Here is a 15,493-nt window from a genome sequence, read left to right as displayed (position 1 = left end):
GCCGGCGCCTGAAGTTCCCGCTGCCCGGACCGTTTTCGCGCAGGCTCCAGGGCGGGTAGGCCTTCACGGCCCGCTCCTCGAAGTCACGGCCGTCGGTGCCACGGCCCTCGACGCCACAACCCTCGGTGTCACGACGTTCCCCGGCTCGGCGCTCAGGCCACCAGCGGCAGGATCTGCTCGCGGTAGAAGTCGAAGAACCCCTCCTGCTCCGGGCCGATCTGGCCGACGTACACCTCGTCGAACCCGGCGCCGACGTACGCGCGCAGTCGGTCCGCATGCTGTTGCGGATTGTCGCCGCAGGTCACCGACCGGGCCACCATCTCCTCGGTGACCAGCTCGGTGGCCTGCTCGAAGTGGCTCGGCGTGGGCAGCACCTGGGCGAGTTCGCCGGGCAGCAGCTCGCTCGGCCAGAGCCGGTGGACGGTCTTGACCGCCCGGTCCGAGTCCTCCGACCAGCAGACCTTCACCCCGCCGATGACCGGCCCGGTGCCGCCGGCCGTTCGGTAGCGGCCGATCAGCTCGGTGTCCGGGCTCATGGTGACCAGCCCGTCCGCGAAACCCGCCGCCAGCTCGGCCGCCTTGGGGCCGAACGCCGAGGCGTACACCGGCAGCCGGCCCTCCTTCGGGGGCGTGTAGAGCCGGGCGTTCTCGACCGTGTAGTACGTGCCGTGGTGGGAGACCTCGCCGCCGGTGAACAGCTCGCGCATCACCGCCACGGCCTCCTCCAGCATCTCCGCCCGCAGGTCGAACGGCGGCCAGCGGTCACCCAGCACGTGCTCGTTGAGCGCCTCCCCGGTGCCCACCCCGAGCCGCAGCCCGCCGTCCAGCTGCACGTCCGCCGTGGCCGCCGCCTGCGCCGTCACGGCGGGGTGCAACCGGACGGTCGGGCAGGTGACCAGCGTGGTCACCGGCAGCCGGGTGACCTGCGACAGCGCGCCGATCACGCCCCAGACGAACGGGCTGTTGCCCTGGGCGTCGTTCCACGGGTGGTAGTGGTCGGAGATCGCCAGCCGGGTGAAACCGGCCCGCTCCGCCAGCCCGGCCTGTTCGACCAGTTGGGCGGGGGTGAACTCCTCACAGGACAGGAAGTAGCCGAACGCGGTCATGGCAGCCTCGGTTCGTCGATCGGCCCGGTGGCCCTTCGCCGGAGCGGCTAACCGGACCGGGCCTCCCGAAACCTCCGCCTCCGCTTCAGCCGTCGCACCACTCCCGCCTCGCACCACTCCCGCTACGACGCCTCGCCCGGGTCCGGGAAGGAATGGTGCTCGTGCGCGACCAGCCAGCGCCCGTCCTCCTTACGCAGCCCGACGGTCAGCCGCAGCCGCTGCGCCGGACGGTCGGCGAAGTCCTGCGGCGTGCCGCAGCGCAGCAGGGCGTGCGCGAAGGCGACGTCCGCACCGGCGGTCACGTCCAGCGACTCGATCTCGAACGCCGCGCCCTGCGCCTGCCACTCGAAGAACGGCGGCCAGGTCTCCCGGTACGCGTCGAGGCCGCGCACCCCCTCGTACGGCGGCGGCACGTCGAACATCACGATGTCCGCCGCGTGGTCGGCGACGACCCCGTCGAGGTCGCCCGCGTGGACCGCGGCGGCCCAAGTCCGGATCAGATCGGCGATCTGCTCCTCGTCACTCTCGGCCATGGTCAGGATCGTAGGTCTGATTCCACACTCCGGCCTGGCCTGCGCGTCCGTTCGCACCAGGCACCAGGCACCAGGCACCAGGCACCAGGCACCAGGCACAAGGCACCGCGCCCCGTGCGCCACCGGCACGCCCGTCGCGGTGGGGCGTGTACGGTCCGTCGCGCTCCGCCGGGGAGCGCGTGCCGGGCGCCGGAGTGTTCGCGGGCATGTCACCCCGGGTAGTTGATCAGGCGCAACGAGTGTGTGGGGGGTGGTCCAGGGAGTCGCGATGTCGGAACACGATCCGCTCGGCACGCGTGCCGGTTCGGAAGGGCGTCCGGTGCGGCCCGGCAGGGTGCCGCCCCAGCTGCCACCGCCCGCGAGCGCGGCCGGGCAGGGCGCGGCCGGGCAGGTCCCGGAGGGGCCCGAGGACGCCGACTCCGCCGGCCCCTGGCCGGACCGGATGCTGCCACTGCTGCGTATGCCTGCCGCGGATCGCCGGCTGGCGTCGGGGTCCTCCGGGGTGGGGCAGCCCGGAACCGTCGAGCCGGCGCGGGTGCTGGCCCTCGCGCTGCTGGTGGGGGAGCTGCTGCTGGCGAGCGGCGAGGCGGCGGAGGACGTCGAGGCGGCCATGCTCGCCGTCGCCCGGGCCTACCGCGTCCATCCGTGCGATCCGCAGGTCACCTTCACCCGGGTGGCGATCTCCTACCAGCCGGGCTCGCCCGAGCCGTCGCTGACGGCGGAGTGCTCCGTACGCCGCCCCGCCGGGGACTACGCGCGGCTGGCGGCCGTCTTCCGGCTGGTCACCGAGATCGCGGCCGGCGGCATCGGCGTCCGCGACGCGCACGAGCGACTGGTGGCCGTGCACCGGCGCGGCCGCCGCTACCCCGGCTGGCTGTTCGTGCTGTGCTGCGGGCTGCTGGCCGGAGCCGCGACGCTGCTGGTCGGCGGCCGGACGGACGCCCGGGCCTGGCTGGTGTTCGCCAGTGCCGTCGTCGCGGCCCTGGCGGGCAACCGGCTCTCGGCCCTGGTGGCGCGCCACGACCTGCCGGCCTTCTACCAGTTCGTGGTGGCCGCGGTGCCGGCGGCCGTGATCGGCATCCTGCTGTCGTTCAACGGGCTGCACCTGCGCGGGTCGGTGGTGATCACCGGTGGACTGTTCGCGGTGCTGCCGGGCTGGCCCATGGTGGCGGCGGCCCAGGACGGCCTGGCGGGTTTCTACCTGACCGCCGCCGCGCGCCTGCTGGAAGCGATGTACCTGATGGCCGGCGTGGTGATCGGGGTGATGACGGTGCTCTACGTCGGCGTCAACAACGGTGCGGACCTGGCCGCCCAGGACGCTCCGGCCGGGGCGGTGAACCCGCCGCTTCAGCTCGCCGCGGCGGTGCTGCTGACCCTGACCTTCGCGGTGCTGTTGAACACCGAGCCGGGCTCGCTGCCCGCAGTCCTGCTCAACAGCGCGGCCGGCTGGACGACGTACGGGGTGCTGGCCAACGCCGGTGCGGAGTCGATCCTGGCCACCGGGCTCGCCGCCGGGCTGGTGGGCCTGTCCGGCCAGCTGATGGCGCGCTACCGGGGCAGTCCGGTGCTACCGCACGTCACGGCGGCCCTGGGACCGCTGCTGCCCGGGTCGGTGCTGTACTTCGGGATGCTCGCCTTCGTCCGGGGCCAGCCCGAGGTCGGGCTGAGCGGCATCGGGCGGGCCGCCGCGATGGCGATGGCCCTGGCCATCGGCGTGAACCTGGGCCGCGAGCTGGCCCGGCTGTTCCTGCCCGTCGCGCGCACGGCCCCGCCGGCCCGCCGGCAGGGCGGCCGGCACCGCCGGTGACGGGGATCGAACCGGTGGCGGCGGTTCGGTTTGCCCGGCCGCCGGAGAGGTAGACGCCGACCTGTGAACCGGGCGAGAACGGGTGGCTCCGAGGCCGCCCGTTCGGTACCCGTCCCCTCGTCTACCCGGGAGGCTTCCCGTGATCGTCCTCGGTGTGATCCTGCTCATCATCGGCTTCGTCACCGGCATCGCGATCCTCTGGACCATCGGCCTCGTGCTGGTCGTGATCGGTCTGGTCCTGTGGGTCGCCGGCGCGCTCGGCCACGCCATCGGCGGACGCCGCCACTACTACTGAACCGAGGACCGCTGAATCTGATCCCCGCTCAGTCCTCCGCACTGAAGGCAGTACTCCGCACTGAAGGCAGTACCCGTGGAAGGCAGTACTCCGTGCTGAAGGGGCCGGCTACGACCCCTCAGCGCAGCAGCACGGCGAGCAGCTCGGCGATGGTCGGACCGGCGTCGGCCGGGTGCCGCAGCTGCTTGCTGTCGATGACGCTGTAGTGGTTGGCGCGGCCGCGCCGCTCGTGCGTGAGGTAGCCCGCCTCCTCGAGATCGACGATGATCCGCTGCACGGCGCGCTCGGTGAGCAGGCACTTCGCGGCGATGTCGCGCACCCGGATGCCGGGGTCGCGGGCGATCTGGACGAGAACGCGGGCGTGGTTCGTCAGGAAGGTCCACTGCCGCGGCGTGGCTTGGCCGTTTTCCACAGCTCAAGGATAGGGTCGCGGGCTGTGCTCCGATACCGCCGCCGGGCGGTTCCGTACCTTCGGCCCCGCGTATTCGGCTCCGCCTCTTCAGTCCCGCACTGTCAGGGGCAGTCCTCGTGGAGCCCGCAGAGCCAGGCCAGCGCCTGATGGGCGCCGAGGACGTAGGCGTGCTCCGTCCCCTGGGTGAGGGCCCGGCGCAGGCGTACGGCGGCGGCCTGGCACTCCGCCAGCAGCTGTGCCCGGCACGGTTCGGCCGCGCCGACCGCGGCGGTGGCGGTGACCGGCGCCGCGACCTGGGCCCCGGCGGCCCACCGGTAGGCCCCCAGCACGCCGTGCTCGAAGCCGGTCCAGGGCCGGGGCCGCCGGTTGGCCGTGTCGATCGCGGCGAACACCTCGTCCAGCGGGCGCACTCCCACGGCCGGGATCGTCTCGTCACTGGTCATGTCGGCAACCTACGTCCGCCCGGTGCCGTCCGCCCCCGGTGGCGGCGGTCCGGCGCGGACGGGCGGCGGCGAGGTCCACCCGGGCGGCGGAGGGCCCGGCGGGGAGCGGGGGTCCGCCCGGTAGTCTGACCGGGTCGTGCCCGGCCGGTGAGGTGGCCGGGCCGGATGAACGGTGCGGGCCGGCGGCCCGCTGGTGGAGATCTTTGATGACTCGTCGTTTTGACTGCTCGGACGCGTCCGAGCGCGCAGCCGGGCTGCGCGAGGCCGTGGCCGCGGTGCGCCGCGGCGAACTCGTCGTGCTGCCCACGGACACCGTGTACGGGGTGGGCGCGGACGCCTTCGCGCCGGAGGCGGTCGCGCGTCTGCTGGCGGCCAAGGGCCGGGGACGGAACATGCCCTCGCCGGTGCTGGTCGGCTCCCCGGAGGACCTCGACGGCCTGGTGGAGGTGTCGCAGCGCGCTCGGGACCTCGTGGCGGCGTTCTGGCCGGGCGGGCTGACCGTGGTCGCCCGTCACCTGGAGTCGGTCGAGCTGGACCTCGGCGACACCCGGGGAACGGTCGCGGTGCGGATGCCCGCGCACCCCGTGGCCATCGAACTGCTCAACGCCACCGGGCCGTTGGCCGTCTCCAGTGCCAACCTGACCGGGCAGGAGTCCCCGCAGGACTGCGACGCCGCCCAGGGCATGCTGGGCGACTCGGTGGCCGTGTACCTCGACGGGGGCCCGACGGCGGCCGCCGTGCCGTCCTCGATCGTGGACGTCACCGGCGAGGTGCCGGTGCTGCTGCGCGCGGGCGCGATCGGCGCCGAGCGGCTCCGCGAGGTCGTCCCCGACCTGCTGGAGCGCTGAGCCGCCCGGACCGGGACGCCGCTCGACCCGGGACGCCGCTCGACCCGGGGCGCCGCACCGCGTGGCGCCCCGGCCGGTCGGACGGCCGCCGCTAGGGTCGGCGATGGCGCGCCGGGGCGGGCCCTCCGGCTCGCGCGGAGGGTGTCGGCGACGCCACCGGGGGCGTCGTCGGCTCCGCTGCGGAGGTTCCATGAGCGCCACGTCCACCGCGTCGCGTCGTACCCAGGCCCGGGTCCGTCGGGGCAGCACGCTGCTGCGCTGGCTGTTCACCACCGACCACAAGGTCATCGGGAACCTCTACCTGGCGACGGCGTTCGGCTTCTTCCTGGTCGGCGGCGTGCTGGCGTTGCTGATGCGCGCTCAACTGATGGGGCCGGACACCGGGATCCTGTCGAACGAGCGCTACAACCAGATGTTCACCATGCACGGCACGATCATGCTGCTGCTGTTCGCCACCCCGACCTTCGCCGGGTTCGCCAACGCGATCATGCCGCTGCAGATCGGGGCGCCGGACGTCGCCTTCCCCCGGCTGAACGCCTTCACCTACTGGGCCTTCCTGCTCGGCGGGCTGATGGTCCTGAGCGGCTTCCTCACCTCCCAGGGCGCGCCCGCCTTCGGCTGGTTCGCCTACGCGCCGCTGAACGGGCCGCTGTTCTCGCCGGGGCAGGGGGGAGACCTGTGGGCGTTCGGCCTGGTCGTGGCCGGCCTCGGCACGATCCTGGGCTCGGTCAACTTCATCACCACCATCACCTGCCTGCGGGCGCCCGGCATGACGCTCTTCCGGATGCCGGTCTTCACCTGGAACGTGCTGTTCACCTCGATCATGGTGCTGCTGGCCTTCCCGGTGCTGACGGCCGCGCTGCTCTGTCTGGAGGCGGACCGGAAGTTCGGCGCGCACGCCTTCGACGCGGCCAACGGCGGGGCGATCCTGTGGCAGCACCTCTTCTGGTTCTTCGGCCACCCCGAGGTCTACATCGTCGCGATCCCGTTCTTCGGCATCGTCAGCGAGATCATCCCGGTGTTCAGCCGCAAACCGCTGTTCGGCTACTACGGCATGATCGGTGCGACCATCGCCATCACCGCCCTGTCGATGACGGTGTGGGCGCACCACATGTTCGCGACGGGCCAGGTGCTGCTGCCGTTCTTCTCGATGATGTCGTTCCTCATCGCCGTGCCGACCGGGGTGAAGTTCTTCAACTGGGTCGGGACGATGTGGAACGGCTCGCTGTCCTTCGAGACCCCGATGCTCTGGTCGATCGGCTTCATGGTGACCTTCCTGTTCGGCGGGTTGAGCGGGGTGCTGCTGGCCGCGCCGCCGATCGACTTCCACGTCACCGACAGCTACTTCGTGGTGGCCCATCTCCACTACGTGCTGTTCGGCACGGTGGTGTTCGCCACCTTCGGCGGCTTCTACTTCTGGTGGCCGAAGCTGACCGGGAAGATGCTCGACGAGAAGCTCGGGAAGGTGCACTTCTGGATCCTGTTCGTCGGGTTCCAGACCACCTTCCTGGTGATGCACTGGCTGGGCGCCCAGGGGATGCCGCGCCGTTACGCGACCTACCTGGCGGTGGACGACTTCACGGCGCTGAACGTGTGCGCCTCGATCGGCTCCTTCCTGCTCGGGGTCTCCAACCTGCCGTTCTTCTACAACGTCTGGACCACCACCCGGCACGGCGCCCGGGTCACCGAGGACGACCCGTGGGGCTGGGGCCGCGGGCTGGAGTGGGCCACCTCCTGCCCTCCGCCGAAGCACAACTTCCACGCGCTGCCCCGGATCCGCTCCGAGTCGCCGGCCTTCGACCTGCACCATCCGGAGGTGCCGACGGAGGAGTCGTCGGGCGGAGCCTCCGGCCGGTCGTCCGGCCGTACGGGCGAGCGGGGGAGCGGGCGATGAAGGCGGAGGGCTGGCTGTTCGCCGTCATGACGGTGTTCTTCGCGGTGACCGGGCTGATCTACGGGTTCTGGGCGCGGGAGCCCGCCGGCAAGGCGATCCTGGCGGTGGCGTTCCTGATGTCGGGTCTGATCGCGCTGTTCTGGTTCCTCCAGCACCAGCGGCGGGGCGGCGGACGGCCGCAGGACCGCAAGGACGCCGAGATCGCCGAGGCGACGGGCCCGGTGGGGTTCTTCCCGGCCCGCAGCGGCTACCCGGCGCTGACGGCGCTCGGCCTGACGGTCTTCGTCCTCGGCCTGGTCTTCGCCCGCTGGCTGATCGTCACCGGTGCCGTGGTGCTCGCGTTCGCCGTGTTCGGGTTCATCTTCCAGTACGACGACGACGGCGACGGATGAGGCCGCGGAGCAGCCGGCGGACCGGGCCGGTTTCCGGCGGGCCGGTCGGCCGGTCCGCCGGTCCGGCGGGGTGCGAGGGGGCGGTGAGGACACCTGCGAGGCGCTCCGACTCCCCTTCGGTGGCCGGGAGTTCGACCCGGTCGCGGTAGAACCAGGAGCTCGCGGCGGCGCGCACGTGTTCGTGGCGCGGCGCCCCGTCCGGGGCGGGGAGCGGGTCCGGCGCGGACCGGGCCAGCAGCACGAACCGCTCGTCCGCGGGCACGGGGCGGTGGTGGCCGGTGAAGCCGCCGTCGTGGCGCTGGTCGATCCGGCCGGTCTCGTCGCCCTTCAGCAGCCGGTCGCGGTCATGGGCCTGGAGGGCCAGGCAGAGCCGCCGGGTGAGCAGGAACGCCGCGGGTGGCAGCACGATCAGCCCTGCCCGCAGCACGTCCGTGAGCGCGTTGACGGAGATGCCGAAGGCGTACGCGATCACGTCGTTGCCGCCGGCGATCAGCAGCACCGCGTAGGCGGTGATCCCGGCGACGCCCAGCCCGGTGCGGGTGGGCTTGTTGCGCGGGCGGTCGCACAGGTGGTGCTCGCCGCGGTCGGGGTCGAGCCAGCGTTCGGCGAAGGGGTAGGCGTACAGGACCGCGAAGAGCAGGCCGGGCACCACCAGGGCCGGGAGGAAGACGTTCCACGACACCGTGCGCCCGAACAGGTCGGTCTCCGCGGCGGGCATCAGCCGCAGGGCGCCCTCGATGAACCCGATGTACCAGTCCGGCTGGGCTCCGGCCGCGGCCACGTCGGGCCGGTAGGAGGCGTAGCGCCAGATCGGGTTGATCTCCGCGAGGAAGGCGGACATCGCCATGACGCCGGCCACCGCGAAGGTCAGGCCCACCGTACGGGTGAGGAACTGGGGGAAGAAGGGCATCCCGACGACATTCCGGTTGGTGCGGCCGGGGGCGGCCCACTGGGTGTGCTTGAGCACCACCACGAGCGTCAGATGGGCCCCGATCAGGGCCAGCAACAGGCCGGGCACGAGGAGGATGTGCAGGGTGAACAGCCGGGGGATGATGTCGTGGCCGGGGAACTCGCCGCCGAAGGCGAAGAAGGTGAGGTAGGTGCCGACCAGCGGCACCGAGAGCAGCACGCCCTCGGCGATCCTCAGCCCGGTGCCCGAGAGGGTGTCGTCCGGCAGCGAGTAGCCGGAGAACCCCTCGAGCAGCGCGAGGTTGAACAGCGTCACCCCGATGACCCAGTTGAGCTCGCGCGGACGGCGGAAGGCCCCGGTGAAGAACACCCGCAGCAGGTGCACGCCGATCGCCGAGGCGAACAACAGTGCCGACCAGTGGTGGATCTGACGGATCACCAGACCACCGCGCACCTCGAAGCTGATGCGCAGCGTCGACGCGTACGCCTCGGACACGGGGACGCCGCGCAGCGGCAGGTAGGCGCCGTCGTAGACGACCTCGCTCATGCTCGGGTCGAAGAAGAAGGTCAGGTAGACGCCGGTCAGCAGCAGGACGACGAAGCTGTACAGCGCGAGTTCGCCCAGCAGGAACGACCAGTGGTCCGGGAACACCTTGCGCAGCAGTTCCCGGCCCGCCTCCATGACCGGCAGCCGCCCGTCCAGCCGGGTCGCGACACGTTCACCGGCGGACGGCTCGCGCCCGTTCGAAGCCTTGGTTGCCTCCACGCAGGCAACCTAGTGGGAGGTGCTCCGCGCGGGGCGGCCGAGAGCTGCGGGTCCCGTGGCGCCCGGCGGCAGATCACTCCGACGGCGGAACATGCGCGGTCCTCCGGCGGCGCCGGGCGGGCTCCGGTCAGTCGCCCGGGAGCAGCAAGGCGAGCGCGGCGTCGACGTCGAGGTGCTCGGACTCCGATCCGGCGGGCACCAGGGAGAAGGAGTCCGAGAGGAAGGCCGATACCTCGGCGGCGGGGGCGCTGAGGACGGCCTTTCCGGAAGGCCCCCGCAGAGTGATGAGCACCTCACCGTCGGGCCCCGGGCTCACACTGACGTCACCGCTGCCGGCGGGGGCGTGCCGGCCCTCGTTCAGCAGCTCGCGGCTGAAGTACCAGCACACCTGGGCGTCCACGGTCACGCACTCGCACGGGGTCAGCGGGAACGCCAGGCATGCCGCGTACGGCAGGTCCGGGTCGAACCGCAGCTCGGCGGTGACCGGGACGTCGGGCAGTGGGCTGTCGGGGAAGGTGACGGGCATCGAGTGGGCGGGCATCTGCATCGAACGACCCTCCTAAGGTCCGGACGCGCCGCCCCGCTCGGGCGGGCGCCCCGTCCGGCGCCTACCCGGTGCCCCCCGGTACAGTCCGGGTCCGCGAAACTTTCACAACGTCCGTGCAGGCATGGGTACTTCCCCCGCCGCCCGGCCGCCCGGCCGCCCGGAGCCCGGCCGCGAGTGCGCGGCCGTCGGCTCAGGCGCGGGCGGCCGCGGGCCGGGCCAGCCACTCCTGCCAGGAGACCTCGTGGCCGATGAGGCAGGGCCGGCGGAACGGCCACGCGTCGGTGATCCACCGGGGGACGAGCGCGTCCAGCGCCCGCTCCAGCTCGGTGCCGACCCGGTCGTCCACCACCCACCAGGAGATCTCGGCGTCGGAGCCGGCCTTCTGGGGCGGGTCGATGTAGACGCAGCCGAGCAGGGCCGTCTCCGCCTCGTCGAACAGCGCGTAGTTGAACGACTCGTGGGCGGCGATCTCCCGCTCGTGCCGGACCAGGTCGTCGAGGTCCTGCTGGTAGGTCATGGTGGCGATGGGCCAGCCCCAGGCCTCGCCGTAGATCGACCAGAGGCGCTCGCGGGAGCCCATCACGGCGGGGTAGTCGAGCTCGGTGTCGGTCCCGGCGATCGGGCGCAGGTGGTGGCTGCCACCGGGGAGCGGCACGTGGACGGGGTGGACGAAATCGGCAGGCAGCCAGGTCATGGGCCTGGAGCCTAGCCGAGGCAGGCTCCGGGCCGCCCGGATTATCGGCGCGGGGCCTGACCGGCCGGGATGACGCCGGGCCCGCCGCCGGGGCATGATCACCGGATGACGATGATCAGGACCAGGTGGGGGCGCCTCGGGATACCGGCGGTGGCGGCCCTGGCCGTACTGGCGGCGGGGTGCGGGACGAAGCACGCGGACGCGCCCGGCGGCACGGGGGCGGGGGGCGCGACGGCGGCGGTGCCCACCCTCGCGGCCGACTTCCCCTGCCCCGGCGAGACCCCGACCAGGACCCCGACGCCGACCGCGAGCGGCTCGGCCCAGGCCACCGCGCCCGTCGACCACTACGCGGAGAACCACGGCTTCAAGGTGCCCATCCCGCTGCACGGTCAGCGGCGCTGCGACGGCCTGGACGCCGTGCGGCGGATCAAGGGCGCGCTCGAGCCCCTCCGCGCCCGGGGCGACTTCGCTCCGGACAGCACCCGTGGTCTGCTCACCGGTCTCGGCTACCCGGCCGCCAAGGTGAAGGTCGCCCCGAACGGCCCGACCGGCGTCAGTTTCCTGGTCGACGCCACCCCGTTGTGCCTGGAGGGCACGATGAGCAGCGCCACCACCGCGGCGGACGCCTTCGCGGGCTACCCGGACGGCACCGGCTGCGAGGAGCCCCGCGGCGGCCACTGACGGCCCGCCCGGGCCGCGCCCGGTGGCGCCGCTACTCCATGAGCATGCAGCTCAACGGGCCTGCGGCTCCCGGCCGTTGTCGCTCGCGGCTTTGTCGAGCGACAGCGGCGGCCGGGCGGCCTCCGCCGCCGGCGACCGGGTGCTCTCCACCTCCGGCGGCTCCGGGTCGTTCTGCTCGATGCGGTTCAGCAGCCGGGCGACGGCGTCGGTGCGCTCCCGCAGGGCCGCGACCCGGGCGGCGTCGGTGGGCTCGGCGAGCTGTTCGGCGGGCAGGACCGGGATACCGCGGCTGCGGGCGGTGGCGATCAGGCTCTCGCCGGTCCGGGCGGTGACGACGAGCGTCGCGGCGGCGAACACGCCCGCGTCCAGGGTGCGCTGGCGTCCCAGCAGACCGCGGTGGACGATCCGGGCCGGGACGGTCAGTTCGTCCAGGCGCTGGTCGACCGAGCCGCGTTCGAGGGCCGCGAGGACGACGGTGGCCAGCGCCTCGCCGGCCCTGGTGACGACCCACTTGCGGCCGGGCACCGGCGGCAGGAACTCGCGGATCCGGTCCACCTCGTGCTCCAGGGCGGTGGTGGTCAGCACCTCGAAGGCGTTGCGGGTGCGGATCTCGACGACCTTGTCCCACTCGATCTCCTCGCCGTCGAAGCCGACCTGCGACGGCCCGAGGTGGACGGCGCCGAGGCCGTCGAGGAGCCCGAGCAGCTTGTGCACCACGGCCGGGGTGCGGGGGTGGCGGCCGATCAGGGTGCCCACCGACAGCTTCCACGGCTCGGTGGCGGGAACGGGCGGCCGTTCGACGGAGCCGAGGGCCGTGAGCGCCCACCGCCCGCCGGCGGCCGCCCGGCCGCCCCGCAGGACGGCCTGCCGCCCGGCCTCGCCCAACCCGGCCGCGGCTCCCGCGGCAGCTCCCGCCGCCGCCCCGACCAGTCGCCCCAGACCGCCCACCAGCTCGCCCCCGCGCACGTCCCGTTCCTTTCGTCCCACCGCTCGTTCCAGAGGCCGCCATGGTACGGCCCGTCCGCGCCACGCGTTCCGCCGCAGGTCGCCGGTGACGTTCGAAGCGGTGACGTTTGTCATACGGTTCCGGCCACAAAGCTCACTGACACCGGGTCGGCTCCCTGCGGCAAGATCGACTCCGGCGGGGAGACGAACAGGGGAGTGGACATGAAGGTACTGGTGGCCGGGGCCGGACTCGGCGGGCTCTGCCTCGCGCACGGACTGCTGCGGGCGGGCGTGGACGTCCGGGTGCTCGAGCGGGAGGACGGCCCGCACAGCCGCTACCAGGGCTTCCGGATCGCCCTGAACGCGCACGGCCTGGCGGCTCTGCACGCGTGCCTGCCGGAGCGGCTGCACGCCCTGCTGGCGGCCGTCTCCGGGCCGATGGCGGGCGAGCGACGGGTCGTCGACCAGCAGTTGCAGGAGATCCGCCGGCTCGGCACCGCGGACGAGGGCACGGCCGCCGACCGGTACGTGCTGCGCCAGTTGCTGCTGGCCGGGCTCGGCGACCGGGTCGAGTTCGGCAAGCCCGTGGTCGGCTACACCGAGCGGGCCGACGGCACGGTCGAGGCGCACCTTGGCGACGGGAGCAGCGCGGTCGGCGACCTTCTCGTGGGCGCGGACGGCGTGGGCTCGGCGGTGCGCCGCCAACTGCTGCCCGGGGCCGAGGTGGTCACCCTCCCCGGCAGCGCCGTCCTGGGACGCACCCCGCTCACCGAGCGGTTCGCCGCCCTCGTCCCCGGCTTCGGCACCGTGGTGCACGGCACCGGCGCGAGCCTGCTGCTCGGCCGGATGGAGTTCCGTCGGCCGCCGAGGCTCGCCGCCGCCGAGCTGGCGCCCGACGTCCGGCTGCCCGACACCGGGAGCTACCTGCGCTGGGTGGTGATGCCGACCGGCGACCTTCCCGCCGGGCCGAGGCCCTGGGAGGCCGTCCGGGGCGACCTGCTGGACCTGCTCGACGGCTGGCACCCGGACCTCGTCGAGCTCGTCCGCCAGGCCGACGTCGTCAACAGCTCCCCCCTGACCGTCCGTTACGCCGAGCCCGTACCGCACTGGAGCGGCACTCGCCGGGTCACCCTGCTCGGGGACGCGATCCACACCATGCCGCCGAGCGGCGGCCAGGGCGCCAACACGGCCCTGCGCGACGCCGCCCTGCTCGCCCGCACGCTCACCGCCGTCCAGCGGGGCGCGGCCGAACTCCCGGACGCCGTCGAGCAGTACGAGCAGCAGATGCTCGAGTACGGCTTCGCCGCCGTCGCCGAGAGCCTGGACCGCCTGCCGGACTTCACCCCCGCACGGTGACCGCCGGCCGCTGACACCCGCGCGGTGACCGCCGCAGGCCGGCCCCCGCGGGTGACCGCCGCACGGGTGAACGGGCGGCGCGGCATGCCGCACCGGCCGGGGGTCCGTCGGACCGGGGGTGATGATCGCCGGGTTCCCGGCCGCCCGCACCCCCGGAGGCAGACATGCGGATCCTGCTCCTCGCCAGCGCCTTCAACAGCCTCAGCCAGCGCCTCCACGCCGAACTGCGGGACCGGCGGCACACCGTGGACGTCCTGCTCGCCGGGGACGACGAGGAACTGCGGGCGTCGATCCGCCGCCGGTCGCCGGACCTGCTGCTGGCGCCCATGCTGCGCACCGCGATCCCCGAGGACGTCTGGTCGGCGCTGACCTGCCTGGTCGTCCATCCCGGCCCGCCCGGCGACCGGGGCCCCTCCTCCCTCGACCGGGCGATCCAGGAGGGCGCCGCCGACTGGGGCGTGACGGTGCTGCAGGCCGAGGCGGAGATGGACGCCGGGCCGGTCTGGGCCCGGGAGCCCTGCCGACTGCCCGGGCTCGGGAAGAGCGACCTGTACCGCAACGAGGTCTCCGACGCCGCCGTCCGGGCCGTGCTGGCCGCCGTCGAGCGTTTCGCCTCCGGCTCGTACGCGCCGCAGCCGCAGCACGGCCCGTCCTGGCGGGAGCCGGTGCGGGTGCGCCCCTTCCTGCGCCAGGCGGAGCGCCGGATCGACTGGGCGGCCGACCCCACCGCCACGGTCCTGCGCAAGCTCCGCGCGGCGGACTCCCAGCCCGGGGTGCTCGACACGCTGGGCGACGACGAGTGGTACCTGCACGGCGGGCACCCGGAGCCGCTGCTGCGCGGCCGCCCGGGCGAGCTGATCGCCACCCGGGCCGGGGCGGTGTGCCGGGCCACCGCGGACGGCGCGGTGTGGATCCCGGAACTCCGGCGCCGGCGCCCGCCCGGCGGGCGCGCGACCGTCAAGCTCCCGGCGGTGACGGCGCTCGGCGCCCTGCTGCCCGCGCTGCCGGAGGTGGCGGCGCCGCTGATGACGGGCGCGGGCGGGCGGTCCACGTGGACGGACCTGGAGTACCGCGAGGAGGGCCCGGTGGGCTTCCTGCGCTTCTCCTTCCCCGGGGGCGCGATGTCCACCGACCACTGCCGCCGCCTGCTGGACGCCTACCGCTTCGCGCTGCGCCGGCCGACCTCGGTGCTGGTGCTCGGCGGCGGCCGGGACTTCTTCTCCAACGGCATCCACCTCAACGTCATCGAGGCCGCGCCGGACCCGGCCGCCGAGTCCTGGGCCAACATCACCGCGATGGACGACCTGGTCGCCGAGGTGCTCACCACCACCGACCGGCTGGTGGTCGCCGCCCTGGGCGGGAACGCGGCGGCCGGCGGGGCGATGCTCGCCCTGGCGGCGGACGAGGTGTGGTGCCGGCGGGGCTGCGTCCTCAACCCGCACTACCGGCTGATGGGGCTGTACGGGTCGGAGTACTGGACGTACACCCTGCCGCGCCGGGTGGGGCCGGCGCAGGCCGAGCGGCTGACCCGGCAGGCGCTGCCGGTGTCCGCGGCGTCGGCCGAGCGGATCGGCCTGGTGGACCGGGTCGTCGACTGCGGGCCGCAGGAGTTCGGGCCGGTCGCGGCCCGCCTGGCCGGGCTGCTCGCCGCCTCGCCCGCCGTCCAGCGGCGGATCGCGGGGAAGAAGGCCGCGCGCGAGGCCGACGAGGCGGCCAAGCCGCTCGCCGCCTACCGGGAGGAGGAGCTGGCGGTGATGCACCGGCAGTTCTTCACCCCCGAATCGCCGTACCACGCGCTGCGGTCCGCGTTCGTCCGCAAGCGCCCCGCCCCCGCAGGGCTCCTCGCCGAGACGTGACCCGAACGG

At 73.7% G+C, this 15,493-nt stretch carries 16 protein-coding genes; 8 read left to right on the top strand and 8 right to left on the bottom strand.

Annotation, left to right across the window (positions count from 1 at the left end):
• Positions 1-152: 152 nt before the first annotated feature.
• Complete coding sequence (locus ACZ52J_RS16870) at positions 153-1,106, bottom strand: TIGR03557 family F420-dependent LLM class oxidoreductase (RefSeq protein WP_465619530.1); 954 nt, start codon at positions 1,104-1,106, stop codon at positions 153-155.
• Between the two features lie 122 nt (positions 1,107-1,228).
• Positions 1,229-1,639: a nuclear transport factor 2 family protein gene (locus ACZ52J_RS16865; RefSeq protein WP_465619528.1), complete on the bottom strand. Its 411-nt coding sequence runs from the start codon at positions 1,637-1,639 to the stop codon at positions 1,229-1,231.
• Between the two features lie 268 nt (positions 1,640-1,907).
• Here ACZ52J_RS16865 and ACZ52J_RS16860 point away from each other — a divergent pair, with 268 nt between their 5' ends.
• Positions 1,908-3,446: a threonine/serine exporter family protein gene (locus ACZ52J_RS16860; RefSeq protein WP_465619526.1), complete on the top strand. Its 1,539-nt coding sequence runs from the start codon at positions 1,908-1,910 to the stop codon at positions 3,444-3,446.
• Between the two features lie 139 nt (positions 3,447-3,585).
• Positions 3,586-3,741 carry a DUF6131 family protein gene (locus ACZ52J_RS16855; protein WP_360491069.1) on the top strand — a complete coding sequence of 52 codons (156 nt, stop codon included), beginning with the start codon at positions 3,586-3,588 and terminating at the stop codon, positions 3,739-3,741.
• Positions 3,742-3,859: 118 nt separating this feature from the next.
• Here ACZ52J_RS16855 and ACZ52J_RS16850 read toward each other — a convergent pair whose 3' ends face one another.
• Both ACZ52J_RS16850 and ACZ52J_RS16845 read right to left on the bottom strand, forming a co-directional pair.
• Positions 3,860-4,153: a helix-turn-helix transcriptional regulator gene (locus tag ACZ52J_RS16850; protein ID WP_465619523.1), complete on the bottom strand. Its 294-nt coding sequence runs from the start codon at positions 4,151-4,153 to the stop codon at positions 3,860-3,862.
• A 101-nt stretch (positions 4,154-4,254) separates the two neighbouring features.
• Positions 4,255-4,596, bottom strand: a complete 342-nt coding sequence (locus ACZ52J_RS16845; RefSeq protein WP_360491063.1) for a hypothetical protein — start codon at positions 4,594-4,596, stop codon at positions 4,255-4,257.
• Positions 4,597-4,802: 206 nt separating this feature from the next.
• Here ACZ52J_RS16845 and ACZ52J_RS16840 point away from each other — a divergent pair, with 206 nt between their 5' ends.
• From ACZ52J_RS16840 to ctaF, 3 genes are all read left to right on the top strand, one after another.
• On the top strand, positions 4,803-5,444 hold the full coding sequence (locus ACZ52J_RS16840) for an L-threonylcarbamoyladenylate synthase (RefSeq protein ID WP_465619520.1): 642 nt from the start codon (positions 4,803-4,805) through the stop codon (positions 5,442-5,444).
• A gap of 190 nt (positions 5,445-5,634) precedes the next feature.
• Entirely contained in the window at positions 5,635-7,338 is a 1,704-nt protein-coding gene (ctaD, locus tag ACZ52J_RS16835; RefSeq protein ID WP_465619518.1) for an aa3-type cytochrome oxidase subunit I, read from the top strand.
• Positions 7,335-7,730, top strand: a complete 396-nt coding sequence (gene ctaF, locus ACZ52J_RS16830; RefSeq protein WP_465619516.1) for an aa3-type cytochrome oxidase subunit IV — start codon at positions 7,335-7,337, stop codon at positions 7,728-7,730. Before ctaD ends, ctaF begins: the two co-directional genes overlap by 4 nt.
• Here the strand turns inward: ctaF and qcrB are convergent.
• From qcrB to ACZ52J_RS16815, 3 genes are all read right to left on the bottom strand, one after another.
• Positions 7,696-9,405, bottom strand: coding sequence for a cytochrome bc1 complex cytochrome b subunit (gene qcrB, locus ACZ52J_RS16825; RefSeq protein ID WP_465619514.1), 1,710 nt, complete (start codon positions 9,403-9,405; stop codon positions 7,696-7,698). The genes ctaF and qcrB overlap by 35 nt on opposite strands.
• A gap of 127 nt (positions 9,406-9,532) precedes the next feature.
• Entirely contained in the window at positions 9,533-9,952 is a 420-nt protein-coding gene (locus ACZ52J_RS16820; protein ID WP_465619512.1) for an SsgA family sporulation/cell division regulator, read from the bottom strand.
• A 190-nt stretch (positions 9,953-10,142) separates the two neighbouring features.
• Positions 10,143-10,646 carry an N-acetyltransferase gene (locus tag ACZ52J_RS16815; RefSeq protein ID WP_465619510.1) on the bottom strand — a complete coding sequence of 168 codons (504 nt, stop codon included), beginning with the start codon at positions 10,644-10,646 and terminating at the stop codon, positions 10,143-10,145.
• A 105-nt stretch (positions 10,647-10,751) separates the two neighbouring features.
• Between ACZ52J_RS16815 and ACZ52J_RS16810 the strand changes: the two genes are divergently transcribed.
• Positions 10,752-11,327, top strand: coding sequence for a hypothetical protein (locus ACZ52J_RS16810; RefSeq protein WP_465619508.1), 576 nt, complete (start codon positions 10,752-10,754; stop codon positions 11,325-11,327).
• Between the two features lie 51 nt (positions 11,328-11,378).
• Here ACZ52J_RS16810 and ACZ52J_RS16805 read toward each other — a convergent pair whose 3' ends face one another.
• Entirely contained in the window at positions 11,379-12,293 is a 915-nt protein-coding gene (locus ACZ52J_RS16805) for a hypothetical protein (RefSeq protein ID WP_465619506.1), read from the bottom strand.
• Positions 12,294-12,494: 201 nt separating this feature from the next.
• Between ACZ52J_RS16805 and ACZ52J_RS16800 the strand changes: the two genes are divergently transcribed.
• Together ACZ52J_RS16800 and ACZ52J_RS16795 are read left to right on the top strand one after the other, a co-directional pair.
• Positions 12,495-13,628: an FAD-dependent oxidoreductase gene (locus tag ACZ52J_RS16800; RefSeq protein ID WP_360491039.1), complete on the top strand. Its 1,134-nt coding sequence runs from the start codon at positions 12,495-12,497 to the stop codon at positions 13,626-13,628.
• Between the two features lie 164 nt (positions 13,629-13,792).
• Positions 13,793-15,484 carry a hydrogenase maturation protein gene (locus tag ACZ52J_RS16795; RefSeq protein WP_465619504.1) on the top strand — a complete coding sequence of 564 codons (1,692 nt, stop codon included), beginning with the start codon at positions 13,793-13,795 and terminating at the stop codon, positions 15,482-15,484.
• The last annotated feature ends 9 nt before the right edge of the window (positions 15,485-15,493 follow it).

This window comes from Kitasatospora sp. NPDC034035 (assembly GCF_055575755.1).
The sequence above is the reverse complement of the archived record's forward strand: the minus strand, read 5'-3'. Positions and strand labels throughout refer to the sequence as shown.